A 14,928-nucleotide genomic window follows, 5' to 3' on the forward strand; every position below is an offset into this window, starting at 1 on the left:
ACTCGGCGCGCCGATGCGAAGGAGCACCATGCCAGATCAGGCCTACTACTCGATCAACCCTGACGACCCCGACGTGCACCACGTGTACGACGACTGCGTGAGCGGCAAGCAGATCCCGCCGATCAACCGACGTCTCGGAACCGGGGGCTACCGGCTCTGCGAGCACTGCGCCAAGCGCTAGCCGGATGCGGGCGGGCGGCCACCCGGAGCACCAGGCCGCCCGCCCGCCCGCACCCACATCCATCGCCCCGTATCGTGAAGTCATGACCCCGATCCGTGCCGTGCTGTTCGACCTCGACGGGGTCATCCGTCACTTCGATTCGGCGCACACCGCGGAGGTCGAGCGTCGGCACGGTCTCGATGCGGGCGAGATCTTCCGCGTCGCGTTCGCCCCGGCCGTGCTCGACCTCGTGACCACCGGACGCATCACGCGCCGTGCCTGGGTCGCTCACGTCGGCGCCGAGCTCGACAACGCGGAAGCGGCGGAGGAGTGGTCCCGTCAGCCGACACGCATCGACGAGGGCACGCTCGCTCTGGTGAGCGAACTTCGCGCAGCCGGCATCCGCACGGCGATCCTCACCAACGGCACCGACACGATCCCCGCCGAGATCGCCGACATGGGTATCGGCGAGCACTTCGAGGCGATCTTCAACTCGGCGGAGATCGGCTGGATGAAGCCCGACGTCCGCGCGTTCCAGCACGTGCTCGACGCTCTCGGGCTCGCGGCGAGCGAGGTGTTCTTCACCGACGATTCCCCGAGCAAGCTCGTCGGAGCGGCTGAACTCGGGATGCCGGTGCACCACTTCTGCGAGGTGGAGGGCCTTCGGGTGGCGCTGCGCGGGGCTGGGGTTCTCGCTTAGTCGGTCCAGCGCTCCTCCACCGCCGACGCGGCGACCACTGCAGCCGCCGTGCAGCGCGTGCTCGCCGACAACAAGAGCAAAGTCCTCGGGCAGAGCCCCGACGGCACGCAGATCGATTTCCAGACGAAGAAGACGATGTTCAACTGGGAGCTCCTCGGACGCGCGAACGTCGTGCCCGCGGCATCCGGCTCCGACGTGCACCTGTCGTTGAACGTGCACCACAACCGTCCGCCGGCGCTCATGGACGGCGTGAAGAACAGGAAGGCCATCGAGAAGCTCGCGGGGCAGATCCAGGCGGCCATCGACTGAGCGTGCCGCTCATATAATCGCGAAGTGAACATCTCATCCGCCATCCCCTCCGCGTCATCCACGATCATCTGCGGCGATACGAAGACGGATCTGGGAGAGATCGCTTCAGGTTGCTGGACTGTTGTCCTGCAGGAAGTAAGTGCAGGCGCGAACGGAGTCGACTTCGGGCTTCTTGCGGCTGTAGCCGCCGGCCTAGGTGCAATCGCGGCGGCGGCTGTGGCTACCATAAACCTGCGGATCGACTACGTAGCGCGCCGCGATCAACGAGTGGCGGCCTTGGTGGCGCACTTCATGTCGGAAGAGGTCGCGGCTGCGCGTGATCTACTCACGGCCAAGGAGAGTAAGTTCCATGGCAGTCGTACTCGTCACTCGGCCTTTCTGCTGCTCTGGACGATCGAGAGAGTAGGAGCAGATCTCGATGCCCTGCGTCCGAGCTGGGCAAGCAAGGTCGCCTACAGCCACGGCAGGCGACCCCGACAAGCGAGTGGAATCGAAGTGCTTTACGCGAACATCGCGCGGGTGACTCGCTGCCTTAACCGCTACTTTCGATCGGATGCTTCCAACTCCTACTTCTCGGGCAGCGTGGGAACGGCGAATCGAGTCCTTGGCGACCTGCCGGATTGGCACTCAATCTCGCACGATCAATTCAAGACGCGTGTCGTCGAGCCAAGAGAGGGCGAGGACTATCGTGAGCGACACGTATACAAGATCATCCCGCCAATCAATGAGTTCCGCCCTCCGAGAGGTACGGGATCGACCAACCGGCTGCAACGATTGAGGCGTGACGCCCGTTCTCGACGCGCATAGCGTGTGAACAGCTGACTCGAGTCCTTCAGGCCTTGCGGAACGTTTGTCGCTCGGGTCCTCGATCGCGGTCAGGGGGACTACCGAGCAACGAGCGCTGGGCGATGCATCCGCGCTCGACTTGTTCAGCTCCCTCGACTACCGACGACCGACGACCGACGACCGCTACTCGAACCCTCCCGTCAACCGCCCTCGCATCCGCTGACTGCTCTCGTTCATCCCGACGATCTCTACGGTCTTTCCCATCCCCGCGTACTTCGTCTCGATCGCGTCCAGCGCGGCGACGGTCGACGCATCCCACACATGCGATCGGGACAGATCCACGACGACTCGAGAGGGATCGTCGGAGTACGAGAACAACGTCGTCAGATCGTTGCTCGACGCGAAGAACAGCTCCCCGTCCACGACGTAGGTGACGGCATCCCCGGAAGCGGACACAGTCCGCGACACCGACACGAAGTGCGCCACGCGCCGCACGAACAGCACCGACGCGACCAGCACCCCACCGACGACCCCGATCGCGAGGTTGTGCGTCAGCAAGACCAAGACCACCGTCGCGATCATGACGAACGTCTCGCTCTTCGGCATCCGCTTGAGTGTCGACGGCTTCACGGAGTGCCAGTCGAACGCCCCGATCGCGACCATGATCATCACCGCGACGAGGGCAGCCATCGGGATCGTCCCGACGAAGTCGCCGAACACGACGACCAAGAGAAACAAGAACACCCCGGCGAAGAACGTCGAGATCCGGGTCCGCGCGCCTGACGCCTTGACGCCGATCATGGTCTGGCCGATGACCGCGCATCCGCCCATGCCGCCGAAGAACCCCGAGAGCATATTCGCGACGCCCTGCGCCCACGACTCGCGCGTCTTGTTCGAGTGCGTGTCGGTGATCTCGTCGACGAGCTTCGCGGTGAGCAGCGACTCCATGAGCCCGACGAGCGCGACCCCGAGCGCGAACGGCGCGATGATGCCGAACGTCTCCCACGTCCACGGGATGTCGGGCAGGAACAGCGACGGCAGACTCCGCGGCAGCTCGCCCTGATCGCCGACCGTCGGCACCGCGATTCCCATCGTCAGCACCACCGCGGTCACGATGATCACCGACACGAGAGGTGCGGGCACGATCTTCGTGATCCGCGGCATGACGATCATCACGAGGATGCCGAGCGCGACCAGCGGATACACCAGCCACGGCACGTCGATCAGCTGCGGGAACTGCGAGCTGAACACGAAGATCGCCAACGCGTTCACGAACCCGACCATGACGCTGCGCGGGATGAACCGCATGAGCTTCGCGACGCCGAGCACCCCGAGGATCACCTGGAACACTCCCGCGAGGATGACGGTCGCGATGAAGTAGTCCATCCCGTACGTCGGCGCGACGGGCGCGACCACGAGCGCCACGGCTCCGGTCGCCGCGGTCACCATGGCCGGCCTGCCGCCGAGGAACGCGATCGACACCGCCATGATGAACGACGAGAACAACCCCACCTTCGGATCGACCCCGGCGATCACCGAGAACGCGATCGCCTCGGGGATCAGCGCCAGCCCCACGACCAGGCCCGCCAGGACCTCGCGCGTCAGCATCCGCGGACTCTTCAACGCATCGAGGACGGAAGGCTTCGCCCGGTAGCGGGCGCGGTCATCGACCGTGAGTGCAGACATGAGGGATGCTCCAGAGAAGGGCCACGCGAAAGGGGCCGACAGTCCAGAGTAAAGCGGATGCCGGGACTCGCCGTGCCGTTCGGTCGTTGAGCGAGGAGCGCAGCGACGAGACGAAACGCGGTGACTGGCTGAGGTTGGTCACCGCGTTTCGTCTCGTGGAGACCCGCGCTGAGCGAGCGCAGCGAGTCGAAGTGTCGCTCAACGACCGGGGGCGCTCGCTCAACGACCGGGGGCGCTCGCTCAACGAGCGGAGGGTCGCCGCGCGAACCCCGCCACCACCGCCCCGGCGACCGTGACCGCCGCGGCCCCGAGGAACAGCCACGAGAACCCCTCGGTCATCGCCTCGGGCACTGCGACTCCCGCCGCGGTCAACGCCTCGGTCCGCAGCGAGGCGACGGTCCCGAGCACGGCGAGTCCGAGCGCGCTGCCGATCTGCTGGCTGGTGTTCACGAGTCCGCCGGCGAGTCCGGCCTCTCCGCCCTCGACCCCGTCGACCGACAGCTGCGTGGCGGTGACGAACGCGCCTCCGAGGCCGATGCCGATGAGGAGGGTCGGTCCGAGCAGGTGCGCGACGAATCCGGCATCCGCGGGTGCGAACGACAGCCACACGAGACCCGCCGCGAGCACGAGCAGTGATCCGATGAGTGTCGGGGTGAGCCCGAGGCGCTGCACGAGCGCGGGCACGATCCCGGCGACCACGACGAGCGCCCCGGCGAGCGGCAGCTGCGAGAGTCCGGTGGTGAGGGCGTCGTAGCCGAGCACGGCCTGCATGTACACCGAGAGGGCGAAGAACAGCGCGACCATCCCGGCGCCGACGAGCAGCACGACGAGGTTGCCGATCGCGAGCGTGCGGGTGCGGAAGATCCCGAGCGGCACGAGCGGGGATGCCGTGCGCTGCTCGATCGCGATGAACGCCGCACCGAGGACGACCGCTACCACGAGCAGGCCCAGCGGCAGCGGATGCAGAATCCCGACCTGCTCGACGGCGCTGAGTGCCCCGACGATCGCGACGAGTGCGCCGGTGATCGTGACGGCGCCCCACACGTCGAGCTTCTCGCTTGCGGACGCGGTGTCGCGCGAGATCAGCAGCGGCACGGCCACGAGCACGATCACGCCCACCGGAACGTTCACGAAGAACACCGACTGCCACCCGAACGCGCCGGTGAGCACGCCGCCGAGCAGCACCCCCGCGGCCGATCCGATGCCGGCGACTCCACCCCACACGCCGAGCGCCTTCGAGCGATCGCCTGGCGCGGGGAAGAGTTGCGTCAACAGGGCCAGCGCCGAGGGAGCGAGCAGCGCCGCCGACATGCCCTGCAGGGCGCGGGCCGCGAGCAGCATCTCGCTCGAGAACGAGAACCCCGCCAGGGCGGATGCCGCGACGAACCCGGCCGTGCCGATCAGGAAGATCCGTCGGCGGCCGTAGCGGTCGGCGAGCCGTCCGCCGAGCAGCAGCAGCCCACCGAACGCGAGGACGTAGGCGGTGATCACCCACGCCAGTGCGGCGGTGCTCATGGCGAGCTGCTCGCCGAGAACGGGCAGGGCGATGTTGACGATCGACGCGTCGAGCACGACGAGGAACTGCGCGAGGGCGAGGAAGCTCAGCGCGAGCCAGCGTCGTGAACTGCGCACTGTCGTCGTGGGCGAGGGGGCGGTGAGGGTCATGAGGTGCTCCTTATAGTGCTTGGTTAGTGAGTGGTCACTCACTCAACAAGGCATGAAAAGACAGGGTGGTCGTGGGGGATCACTCGGGGTGTCGGATGCCGTGCGCGACGATCTTCGCCCACGGCGCGCTGCTCTCGTCGACCCGGGCGGTGACGATCAGGTGGCACAGCTGCCCGTAGGCGATGAAGCGCTGCACGGCGTCGTCGCTGCCGGCAGACCGCTGACGCACGAACTCCGTCACCTTCGCGAGGCCGGTGCGCAGCGCGTCGCCGATCTCGGGGATCTCCGCCGCGGACTGCGCGTGCACCTGCAGCATGAGCAGCGAGCGGTCGCGGATGAGATCGGCGTACGCCTCGCCCATCGCATCCAGTACCTCGTCGGGGGTCGGGGATGCCGCGGCGTCAGCCCCGGCATCCAGTGCCTCGACGATCCGCTCGAAGCAGGCCTCGAGCGCAGCGACGAACAGCTGCTCCTTGCGCGGATACAGCTTGAAGACATACGCGGGCGAGATCTTCGCCTCGCGGGCGACGTCGGCCACGGTCGTGCGGAAGTAGCCGCCGCGCGCGAACTCGACGAGCGCCGCCGCGGCGACCAGGGGTCGGCGGACATCGGCGGTCGAGAGGATCGGGCTGCGCGGGGTCATGTGAGCGACCGTACTCGGGTGAGAGTGATTGGTCAATCATTCCTCGATGTGCGAGCGTGAAGAGGGGACTCGCGGCGGAACGCCGGTCGTCTGGCGAGACGTGGCTCGCTGGTCGGTGGGAATGACGCGCTCTCCACCGAATGCCCTCGAATTGACGTTGTTCACAGCCCGTGGCACCGGGACCTCTGGTGTCCGGGATGCTCCCTAACCTCGCTCGCATGAGCATTCACATCCCTGCCCGAGTCTCCGCCTTCATGCACCTCGAACTGACGACATCAGGTCACCCGGAGCGTGATCGACTGATCACACTTCCGCGGAGCGCCCCCGTGGGGTGGGCGATCGATGCATACCTCCTGAGCATCGGACGCGAGCCGCGCGAGCGATTCGATTACGAGGACGAACCCGAGTCATTCGATGACTGGCCCTACCGCTATCGCCGGGATGGTGAGTGCCGCAGTGACGAGTTCGCGTTGGAAGACCATCGCCCTGATGTCCGCGTCTCGGACGCGGTGCCTCCGGAGATCGGTACGCCCTTGGTGTCCGTGACCCTGCCCGGTGAAGGAAGGGCCGCCGGTCGACCGTCCGCGGAGGACTGGTTGACGGCTGAGGCGCCGTTCCGCGAAGACGACGTCAACCGAGAGCTTCTGCAGCGACATGGGGTGGTGAGGCCGTTCTTCGACGACCTGGACATGAGGCCCGACTGCCCGGGCATCCGCGGTTCTTCGCCCGCGGCGACGTTGCTCGGCGCACTCACCCCGGCTCGCCGGCTCGCCCTGCTCGGACATCTCGAGGAGATGCTGTCCCAGGTCGCGGAACCTGGGCTCCCGGATGTCGAGGCAGCGGTCATGCCGCTCGCGGAACTGATGCGCCACCTCGGAGTCGGCGGCGTGGCTCAGGATCCGTCGTCGGGCTGGCTGCCTGACGCGGATGTCGTGAAGCTCGCAGAGGCTCTGGGGTGGGGCGGGGGCCGCCAGCTGGCCCTCGCGAGAGGACGGGTTCTCGTCGAGTTCGCGCGGGAATCGAGGATGATCCGGAGATACAGAGGGCGAGTGGTGGCCACGGCGTCCATGAGGCGACTCGTCGTGGCCGGCCGTGGAACCCTCGACGCGCTCGCCGGTCTGATCGGGGCATCGACTCGTGATCGATACGGATACCCACTCCCACGTCGTGAGGCGGAGATCGCGCTCGCACTTCTTGCGGTGGCCGACGGGTCGGCCGCGCACCTCGACGCGGTCACCGACCGGGTGGAAGCGGGCACGCAGGCGTTCGACCCGCAGGGTCTGTTCCGTGACTACCGCTTCGACGACATCATGGCGACGCGCACGCCGGACCTGAGTGACGCGGACGGGGAGGTCCGTCGTGTCCTCGATGCGCTCTCGTGCATGTCGGCTCCGGGGCGATTCGGAGTCGTCACCCCCGCGATGCGTGAGGTCGCACGTCGTGCGCTTGCGTGAACGCGCGGACCTTCCGGATCAATATGAGCATCATTCTTCCCTGATGCTCACCAAAATGCGCTATCAAGCGATGCTTCTGATGCTCGAAACGCTCCGCGATTTTGCTCTCGCCGCGCGATGAGCGGATACTCGACCCATCCGCGCCGACTCGGAAGCGACATGACACACACTGCTCTCGACCCCCACGCGACCATCGCCGTGATCGGCGCCGGCCGCCTCGGCGTCGTCCTCGCCCGGGCACTCGACGCCGCGGGGTTCGACGTCCGCGGTCCGCTCGGACGGAGTGACGAGATGCCCGCGGTCGACCTCGCGATCCTATGCGTCCCGGATGCCGCGATCACCGAGGCCGCAGCATCCGTCCGCCCGCATGCGACGCGCGTGGCTCACGTGTCCGGCGCGACCGGTCTGCACGACGTCGACCTCAGCATCCACCCGCTCCAGACGTTCACGGGATCCGAGTCGCCCGCGGTGTTCCGCGGCGTCGGCGCCGCGATCGACGGGCGCACGGATGCCGACCTCGTGCTCGCCGGGGAGGTCGCGATGACCCTCGGGATGCAGACGTTCCGGGTCGACGACGCGCACCGGGCGAGCTATCACGCCGCGGCATCGTTCGCTTCGAACTTCGTGCTCACGGTGCTCGACGCCGCCGAACGGCTCGCGACGCCGTCCGGAGTCGAGCGCGCGCACCTCGCCCCGCTCGTACGGCAGACGGTGGAGAACTGGGTCGCGTCCGGGGCGTCGACCGCGCTCACCGGGCCGATCGCGCGCGGCGACGAGGAGACGATCACGCGGCAGCGCGCGGCATCCGGCGATCTCGCTCCGCTGTTCGACGCGCTCGCCGCTGCGACGCGCGAGATCGCTGCACGGAAGGACGAGGGATGAGGATTCTGCGCACGATCGCCGAGGTGCGCTCCGCGATCCGCGAAGCGCGCGCCGACGGGCAGACCGTCGGACTCGTGCCGACGATGGGAGCGTTCCACGAGGGACACCTGTCGCTCATGCGCGAGGCTCGCGCGCATCACGACCTCGTCGTCGTGTCGCTGTTCGTCAACCCGACGCAGTTCGCCCCGAACGAGGACCTCAGCACCTATCCGCGCGACGAGGCCCGCGATGCCGAACTCGCCAAGGCAGAGGGTGTTGACATCCTCTTCGCCCCGGAACCCGCCGAGATCTACCCCGAGGGGTTCGCGACGAGCATCCATGTCGCCGGCATCAGCGAGGTGCTCGATGGTGCGATCCGCGGCGCCCACCACTTCGACGGCGTCGCGACCGTCGTCACCAAGCTGTTCGGCATCGTGCGCCCCGACGCCGCGTACTTCGGGCAGAAGGATGCGCAGCAGGTGCTCGTGGTCCGCCGCGTCGTGCGCGATCTCGACCTCGACGTGCGGATCGTCGCCTGCCCGATCGTGCGCGAGGCCGACGGACTCGCGATGAGCTCGCGCAACGTCCACCTCGACGCGGATGCTCGGGAGCGGGCCACCGCGCTGAGTCGGGCGCTCGACGCGGGAGCCGCGGCGCTCCGTTCCGGCGATCCCATCGTGCCTGCGGCCCGCGCGGTCCTCGCCGAGTCCGGCATCGACCCCGAGTACCTGGAACTCCGGGATGCCGAGACGCTGGAGCCGGTCACGCGGGTCGACCGTGACGCATTGCTGCTCGTCGCGGCTCGTGTCGGCACCACCCGACTGATCGACAACCATCTGCTGCGGGGGCCGTACGCCCCGGCATCCGCCACCGCATCCCTCCCCGACGGAAAGGACGACGCCTGATGCGACGCACCATGCTGAAGTCGAAGATCCATCGCGCGACCGTCACCGGCAGCGACCTGCACTACGTGGGCTCGATCACCGTCGACCCCGATCTGCTCGAGGCCGCCGACATCCTGCCGCACGAGCAGGTGCACGTCGTCGACGTCGACAACGGCGCCCGCTTCGAGACCTACACGCTGGTCGGCGAACGCGGATCCGGAGTCATCCAGGTCAACGGCGCCGCCGCCCGACTCGTGCACACGGGCGACACGATCATCGTCATCTCCTACGCCGACTACTCGCCGGACGACCTCGTCGACTACGAACCCGTCGTCGTGCACGTCGACCGGTCGAACGCGATCGTCCGCGTCGACGACGCTGTCGGCGAACTGGTGACCACCGCATGAGCGCGCACGCCGCCCCGACCCGCGCCCTCACGATCGTGGACCTCGCGCGCAAGAAGGATGCCGGCGAGCCGATCGTCATGGTCACGGCCTACGACCATCCCAGTGCGCAGATCGTCGAGTCCGCGGGCGTCGACATGGTGCTGGTCGGCGACTCGGCTGCGATGACCGTGCTCGGCTACGACAGCACGGTCCCCGTCACGATCGACGAGATGCTCATGCTGACGAAGGCCGTGCGGCGCGGACTCTCCCGGCCGCTGCTCGTGGGCGACCTGCCGTTCGGCTCGTACGAGGCCTCCGATGCCCTGGCGCTCGAGACCGCGCAGCGCTTCGTCAAGGAGGCCGGCGTCGACCTCGTGAAGATCGAACGCGGTGGCACGACCGTCGACCGCGCCCGTGCGCTGGTGAATGCCGGCATCGCGGTGGTGGGGCACGTCGGACTGACCCCACAGACCGCGACAGCTCTCGGCGGCTTCCGCGCGCAGGGCCGCACGGCCGAGGCCGCGCTCGCCGTGATCGACGACGCCCTCGCTCTGCAGGATGCCGGAGTCTCGCTGATCGTCGTCGAAGCCGTCCCCTCCGCCGTGACCGCGGCGCTCATGCCGCTGCTGCGGGTGCCCGTGATCGGCATCGGCGCCGGGGCGGATGCCGACGGCCAGGTGCTCGTGTTCCACGACCTGCTCGGCATCTACGACGGGCCGGCTGCCGCGTTCGTCAAGCGCTACGCCGAGGTGCGCGCGGCCTCGGTCGACGGGGTCGCAGCCTATGCGCGAGAGGTGCGATCGGGCGAGTACCCCGGCCCCGAGCACGGCTACGGGATGCCGGAGGCCGAGGTCGCGCGACTGCGGGAGCTGCTCGACGAGCGGTAGGTCGGGCGCAGCGCCGTGTCGCGGCATCCTCTCCCGGCCGTCGTATCGCAGGAGTTCCCTCGATTCGAAGGATGCTTCCGGGTGGGTGCTCCTGCGGAGTGCGAGATCTCCTGCCCAACGTGCGGCCGACGAAGCGGGGGTCACGGCTCCCAGCGCAGGATGTCGCCCGGCTGGCACTCGAGCGCCTCGCACAGAGCATCCAGTGTGGTGAATCGCACGGCCTTCGCGCGGCCGTTCTTCAGCACAGCGAGGTTCGTCGGCGTGATGCCGATGCGCTCAGCGAGCTCGCCCACGCTCATCTTGCGCCGGGCCATCATCACGTCGATGTCGACGACGACGGGCATCAGATCACCTCGTCGTCGAGTTCGGATCGCAGAGAGCGCGCCTCCGTGTCGCGATCGATCGCCTGTCGCAGGAGCGCTTTCATCACGACGACGAGCAGCGCCATGCCGCACAGGACGAGCCCGGCCCCGCCGACGAGGGCGACGGCTCCCGGTGCCATGTCGCCCGGTGCGAGCAGCGCGGCGAACGCGAAGGTGACCGCGGCGGCGACGAGGATCGCTCCGATGATCACGTCCACAAACCGGAACGACGACACCGAGAAGATCGACCCTCGCCGCACGCGCGTCAACAGCATCCACACGCAGATCCCGAACACCTGCATGGTGGCTACGCCCAGCACGATCAGCCCCACGATCGTGATGCGCCCCCAGAGTTCCTCCGAACCGAGGTCGAGCCACAGCATCGGCACGATCAGCGCCTGCACTGCGATCGACCCCACGAGCGCTATCGCTATGAGAACGCGCAGCACCGCGATCGTGATCCGACCCATGGCCTACCTCTATCGAAGAACAACAGGAATCTATCGTTTATCGTTCGATGTGGCAAGATGGTGGTGTGGGGTAGCCTCCGTTGCCGACGGAGTTCTCACGCTGCGCAGGAGCATCCCGGGCAGAGGCTCCTGCGAATCGTGAGAACTCCTGCAGAACCTGCGGGCACCGAGGCGGGATCCCGGATGCGGGATGCGGGGTGCCGGTCCGGATGCCGGATGCCGGATGCCGGATGCCGGATGCCGGATGCCGGATGCCGGATGCCGGATGCTGTCGGCCTACTCCGCCCGGCGGACCCGCAGGGTGAACGCGATGACGGCGAGCGCGATCACGACGACCCCGTACCCGAGGCATACGGCGCCGAGGCCGAACGCTCCGACCAGGGTTCCGGCGACGACGGCGGGCACGGCGAACGCGAGGTAGGCGAGCACGTAGATGACCGCGAACGTGTCGGCGCGGGCATGTGCGGGGATGCGCGGCGCGAGCGATCCGACCACGCCGGAGAAGGCCGTGCCGAAGCCCATGCCCGTGATCGCCGTCGCCGCGAGGTAGAAGGGGAGGGACCCGAGGCCGAGTGCGACCAGCGACAGCGCCGTGCCGACGGCGAGGGCCGCCGTGCCGAAGATCACCGAGGTGCGCGGAGCGCGACGGCGAAGGGTGAACGCCGCGATCGCGCCGACGCCGGCGAGCATCGCGACCGACAATCCCTGCCAGGTGTGCGCCTCGCCGCCGAGCTCGGTGCGCACGATGTTCGCGCCGAGGGACAGGAACAGCCCGCCCGTCGCCCAGCCGGCGATGACCGCGGGCGCGCCTCGCCAGAAGTCCGCGCGGATGCTGCCCGGGATCGACAGGCGGAAGCTCAGCGACGCCCACGCTCCGGGTGTCAGCGGCGCGGTCTCTGGGGCGAGCAGGAAAAGTCCGGCGAGCGCGAGGTAGGCGACCGTGAGCGGAGCGAACACGTCGAGCAGCGGTTCGCCGGTCGCATCGAGCGCGATGCCCGAGACCAGCGCGCCGAGCGCGAGGCCGATGCCGGGGCTCAGGGCGTTCCACAGGGCGGCGGTCTTGGCGCGTCCGCCGGGTGCGAGGTCGAGCGCGGCCGCTGACAATGCGGCGATCAGCACGCCGCTTGCCGCGCCCTGGAGGATCCGCGCGAGCACCAGCGTCGCGACCGAGTCAGCATGCCAGAACAGCACCATGCTTCCGGCGAGGAGGAGCAGGCCGCCGGTCACGACGGGGCGGCGGCCGATGTGATCCGACAACGATCCTGCGGTCAGGAGCGCGAGGAGCAGGGCGATCGCGTACACGGCGAACACCGCACTGATCACGATCGCGTCGAAGCCGATCTCGGCGGCGAGCACCGGATAGAACGGCGACGGCGCGCTCGCGCCCATCATCATCACGATCTGCGTTCCCACGGCGAGGACGAACCCGAGACGCGCGCGGCGAGGGGTTGTGGCATCGGCGGTCTGCGCGGTGATGGGCTGAGTGGTGGTCATGGGTCTCCTCGGGTGGCTGCGCTCCGGCATCCGTGGTTCGACAATTATCGAACCGTGGCGACGTTACTCGCCTTCCTCGGATTGTTCAACTATTCTCGAACCATGCCTGGCGACCTTCCGCATCCGGATCGCTCCGAGATCCAGCTGACCGACGTGCTCTTCGCGCTCAGCGACCCGGAGCGCCTTGCGATCGCGCGGCAGCTCGCCGACGGCCCGCTCGACATGGCCGCCTGTCACGCCAGCGATCCGAACCTTCCCAAGTCCACGAAGTCGCACTTCATGAAGGTGCTGCGCGAGGCCGGCGTCATTCGCAACGAACCCAATGGGCGGCGGAGGATGCTGACGCTGCGGCGCGACGATCTGGACCAGCTGTTCCCCGGGCTGCTCGACTCAGTGCTGCGGGGGTAGGGGTCTCGGGTCTGGCTCTCGTCGCTCGGGCCCCGTCTCCCGTCTCTCGTCTGGCGTCTCTCGCAGTGTCTCGCCTTTCCCCTCCCGTGTTTCGTCCTTCGTCTCTCGTGTTTCGTCTCTGGGGTCTCGCGGTACCTCGTTTCTCGTCTCTCCTGTCTCGGTATCTCGCAGTATCTCTTCTCTCCTCTCTCGGTACCTCGCAGTATCTCTTCTGTCCTCTCGCGCAGCATCTCGGAGTACTGGAACTCTTCGTATATATGTTCGAAAGTCGCTTGTTATGCCGCCTACAATGGAGGCATGGCAACTCTGACCGCACTGCACGAGGCGATGGCACGCCTCGACGAGGCGTGGGCAGAGTGCGACGACGTGCTTTCGTTCTCCCGATCTCAGCTGCTCGCGGTCAACGGGGCTGTCGACGCGCTCAAGAGGCGCCTCGATGCCGTGCACGTCGAGGTCGTGGCGCGGATCGCCGATGAGTCGCGCCGCGAGCTCGGGGCAGACAGTCTCGCGAAGCAGCAGGGATACCGATCATCGGCGAAGCTCATCGCCGCGAGCACGGGGATGTCGACGGGTGACGCGAGTCGCCTGATCACGGTCGGCGAGGCGACGGCGCCGCGGGCTGATCTGCTCGGCGCCCCCTTGCCCGCGAAGTATCCGGCCGTGCGCGAGGCACTCGGCACAGGAGCGCTGAGCGTGCAGGGGGCGGCGCTGATCGTGGCGCTGCTCGACCGTTGCCGTGTCGCCGCGGGGCGAGAGCGCACGGCCGAAGCGGAGCGTCGGCTCACCGAATCCGCCCCCGGGCTCGGACTCGACGACGTGCGACGACTTGTGACGAAAGCCGAAGCGTGGCTCGATCCCGAGGGTGTCGAACCACGTTCCGTCGAACAGCGGGCCCAGCGGTCGCTGACGATCTTCGAACGCGACGGGATGGTGCACCTCGATGCTCGGCTCGACGCGGAGTCTGCGGCGCCTGTGATCACCGCGATCCGCGGATATGTCACCGCGGCGTTCGCGGCCCGCAAGGACTCCGCAGCGCCGGATGGGCCCGATGCAGACCGCCGCTCGGTGCCGATGTTGCAGGCCGACGCGCTCGCGATGTTCTGCGCGCACGCCCTCGGCTGCGAGGAGCGCCTGCCGCTCGGTGGAGCGACCGTCGTGGTGCGTGTGGCTCTCGCAGACCTCGAGTCGGATGCCGGAACGGCCGCGATCGACGGACTGGACCAGCCCGTCGGAGCTGGCGCGGCACGGCGGATGGCGGCGGACGGAGGAATCATCCCCTGCGTTCTGGGCGGCGACAGCGAGATCCTCGATTGGGGGCGCGAGAAGCGTCTGTTCACCAGGTCGCAACGGCTCGCGCTCGTCGAACGCGACGGAGGATGCGCGATGTGCGCACTGCCTCCGCAGATGACCAAGGCCCATCACATCCGATGGTGGAGTCGAGATCGAGGGTCGACCGACCTCGACAACGGAGTGCTGCTCTGCGAGACCTGTCATCACCGTATCCACGACAACGGCTGGGAGATCCGCATCGACGGTCGAGGCATCGACGGGCGGGTGTGGTTCGTGCCGCCACGGTGGGTCGACCCCGAGCAGACGCCACGACTCGGAGGACGCGCGCGGTTCGATCCCGGACGAGGGATGGGCAGGGTGGCGTGACGATGGTGAGGGGCGTCAAAGGGTCAGCGCGTCGCGGGTTGGGCGTCGGTGGGGTGGTCTGCGATCGGCGGGGATGCACGAGGCTGCGCGGGGCCTCTCGGGGGCGGGCAGGCGCGT

The 14,928-nt window shown here is 68.1% G+C and carries 17 protein-coding genes; 11 read left to right on the forward strand and 6 right to left on the reverse strand.

Annotation, left to right across the window (positions count from 1 at the left end; all coding sequences use genetic code 11):
- The first annotated feature begins 28 nt into the window (after positions 1-28).
- The 4 genes from AKH00_RS18000 (at position 29) to AKH00_RS17865 (ending at position 1,976) form a co-directional block, all read left to right on the forward strand.
- On the forward strand, positions 29-181 hold the full coding sequence (locus AKH00_RS18000; RefSeq protein WP_161804396.1) for a hypothetical protein: 153 nt from the start codon (positions 29-31) through the stop codon (positions 179-181).
- An 82-nt stretch (positions 182-263) separates the two neighbouring features.
- A complete protein-coding gene (locus AKH00_RS12315) occupies positions 264-860 on the forward strand; it encodes an HAD family hydrolase (RefSeq protein WP_050723057.1) in 597 nt (198 codons plus the stop codon).
- Between the two features lie 48 nt (positions 861-908).
- Complete coding sequence (locus tag AKH00_RS12320) at positions 909-1,169, forward strand: hypothetical protein (RefSeq protein WP_050723058.1); 261 nt, start codon at positions 909-911, stop codon at positions 1,167-1,169.
- A 24-nt stretch (positions 1,170-1,193) separates the two neighbouring features.
- Positions 1,194-1,976, forward strand: a complete 783-nt coding sequence (locus AKH00_RS17865) for a hypothetical protein (RefSeq protein ID WP_152926185.1) — start codon at positions 1,194-1,196, stop codon at positions 1,974-1,976.
- Between the two features lie 162 nt (positions 1,977-2,138).
- Here AKH00_RS17865 and AKH00_RS12325 read toward each other — a convergent pair whose 3' ends face one another.
- From AKH00_RS12325 to AKH00_RS12335, 3 genes are all read right to left on the reverse strand, one after another.
- Positions 2,139-3,641, reverse strand: a complete 1,503-nt coding sequence (locus AKH00_RS12325) for a SulP family inorganic anion transporter (RefSeq protein ID WP_050723059.1) — start codon at positions 3,639-3,641, stop codon at positions 2,139-2,141.
- Positions 3,642-3,881: 240 nt separating this feature from the next.
- Positions 3,882-5,306 (reverse strand): MFS transporter, encoded by a 1,425-nt coding sequence (locus tag AKH00_RS12330; RefSeq protein WP_050723060.1) that lies wholly within the window; start codon positions 5,304-5,306, stop codon positions 3,882-3,884.
- A 79-nt stretch (positions 5,307-5,385) separates the two neighbouring features.
- Positions 5,386-5,949 (reverse strand): TetR/AcrR family transcriptional regulator, encoded by a 564-nt coding sequence (locus AKH00_RS12335; protein ID WP_050723061.1) that lies wholly within the window; start codon positions 5,947-5,949, stop codon positions 5,386-5,388.
- Positions 5,950-6,638: 689 nt separating this feature from the next.
- Between AKH00_RS12335 and AKH00_RS12340 the strand changes: the two genes are divergently transcribed.
- The 5 genes from AKH00_RS12340 to panB all read left to right on the forward strand — a co-directional run bounded on the left by AKH00_RS12340 (position 6,639) and on the right by panB (position 10,421).
- Complete coding sequence (locus AKH00_RS12340) at positions 6,639-7,403, forward strand: hypothetical protein (protein ID WP_152926186.1); 765 nt, start codon at positions 6,639-6,641, stop codon at positions 7,401-7,403.
- A 159-nt stretch (positions 7,404-7,562) separates the two neighbouring features.
- Positions 7,563-8,285 carry a DUF2520 domain-containing protein gene (locus AKH00_RS12345; RefSeq protein ID WP_050723359.1) on the forward strand — a complete coding sequence of 241 codons (723 nt, stop codon included), beginning with the start codon at positions 7,563-7,565 and terminating at the stop codon, positions 8,283-8,285.
- The gene (gene panC, locus AKH00_RS12350) at positions 8,282-9,169 is read left to right on the forward strand and encodes a pantoate--beta-alanine ligase (protein WP_050723063.1); all 888 of its coding nucleotides are present in this window, start codon (positions 8,282-8,284) and stop codon (positions 9,167-9,169) included. Before AKH00_RS12345 ends, panC begins: the two co-directional genes overlap by 4 nt.
- Positions 9,169-9,555 carry an aspartate 1-decarboxylase gene (gene panD / locus AKH00_RS12355; RefSeq protein WP_050723064.1) on the forward strand — a complete coding sequence of 129 codons (387 nt, stop codon included), beginning with the start codon at positions 9,169-9,171 and terminating at the stop codon, positions 9,553-9,555. The genes panC and panD overlap by 1 nt, the downstream gene beginning before the upstream one ends.
- Complete coding sequence (gene panB, locus AKH00_RS12360) at positions 9,552-10,421, forward strand: 3-methyl-2-oxobutanoate hydroxymethyltransferase (protein WP_050723065.1); 870 nt, start codon at positions 9,552-9,554, stop codon at positions 10,419-10,421. Before panD ends, panB begins: the two co-directional genes overlap by 4 nt.
- Positions 10,422-10,561: 140 nt before the next feature.
- Here panB and AKH00_RS12365 read toward each other — a convergent pair whose 3' ends face one another.
- The 3 genes from AKH00_RS12365 to AKH00_RS12375 all read right to left on the reverse strand — a co-directional run bounded on the left by AKH00_RS12365 (position 10,562) and on the right by AKH00_RS12375 (position 12,747).
- A complete protein-coding gene (locus AKH00_RS12365) occupies positions 10,562-10,765 on the reverse strand; it encodes a helix-turn-helix domain-containing protein (RefSeq protein WP_050723066.1) in 204 nt (67 codons plus the stop codon).
- Positions 10,765-11,253 carry a DUF2975 domain-containing protein gene (locus AKH00_RS12370; RefSeq protein WP_050723067.1) on the reverse strand — a complete coding sequence of 163 codons (489 nt, stop codon included), beginning with the start codon at positions 11,251-11,253 and terminating at the stop codon, positions 10,765-10,767. The genes AKH00_RS12365 and AKH00_RS12370 overlap by 1 nt, the downstream gene beginning before the upstream one ends.
- Before the next feature lie 276 nt (positions 11,254-11,529).
- A complete protein-coding gene (locus AKH00_RS12375; RefSeq protein WP_050723068.1) occupies positions 11,530-12,747 on the reverse strand; it encodes an MFS transporter in 1,218 nt (405 codons plus the stop codon).
- Positions 12,748-12,849: 102 nt separating this feature from the next.
- On the opposite strand from AKH00_RS12375, the gene AKH00_RS12380 reads away from it, so the two are divergent.
- Both AKH00_RS12380 and AKH00_RS12385 read left to right on the forward strand, forming a co-directional pair.
- Entirely contained in the window at positions 12,850-13,155 is a 306-nt protein-coding gene (locus tag AKH00_RS12380) for an ArsR/SmtB family transcription factor (RefSeq protein WP_050723069.1), read from the forward strand.
- Positions 13,156-13,452: 297 nt separating this feature from the next.
- A complete protein-coding gene (locus AKH00_RS12385) occupies positions 13,453-14,811 on the forward strand; it encodes an HNH endonuclease (RefSeq protein WP_050723070.1) in 1,359 nt (452 codons plus the stop codon).
- Positions 14,812-14,928 lie beyond the last annotated feature (117 nt).

The sequence above is a fragment of the Microbacterium sp. GCS4 genome (assembly GCF_001262495.1).
GTDB lineage: Bacteria > Actinomycetota > Actinomycetes > Actinomycetales > Microbacteriaceae > Microbacterium.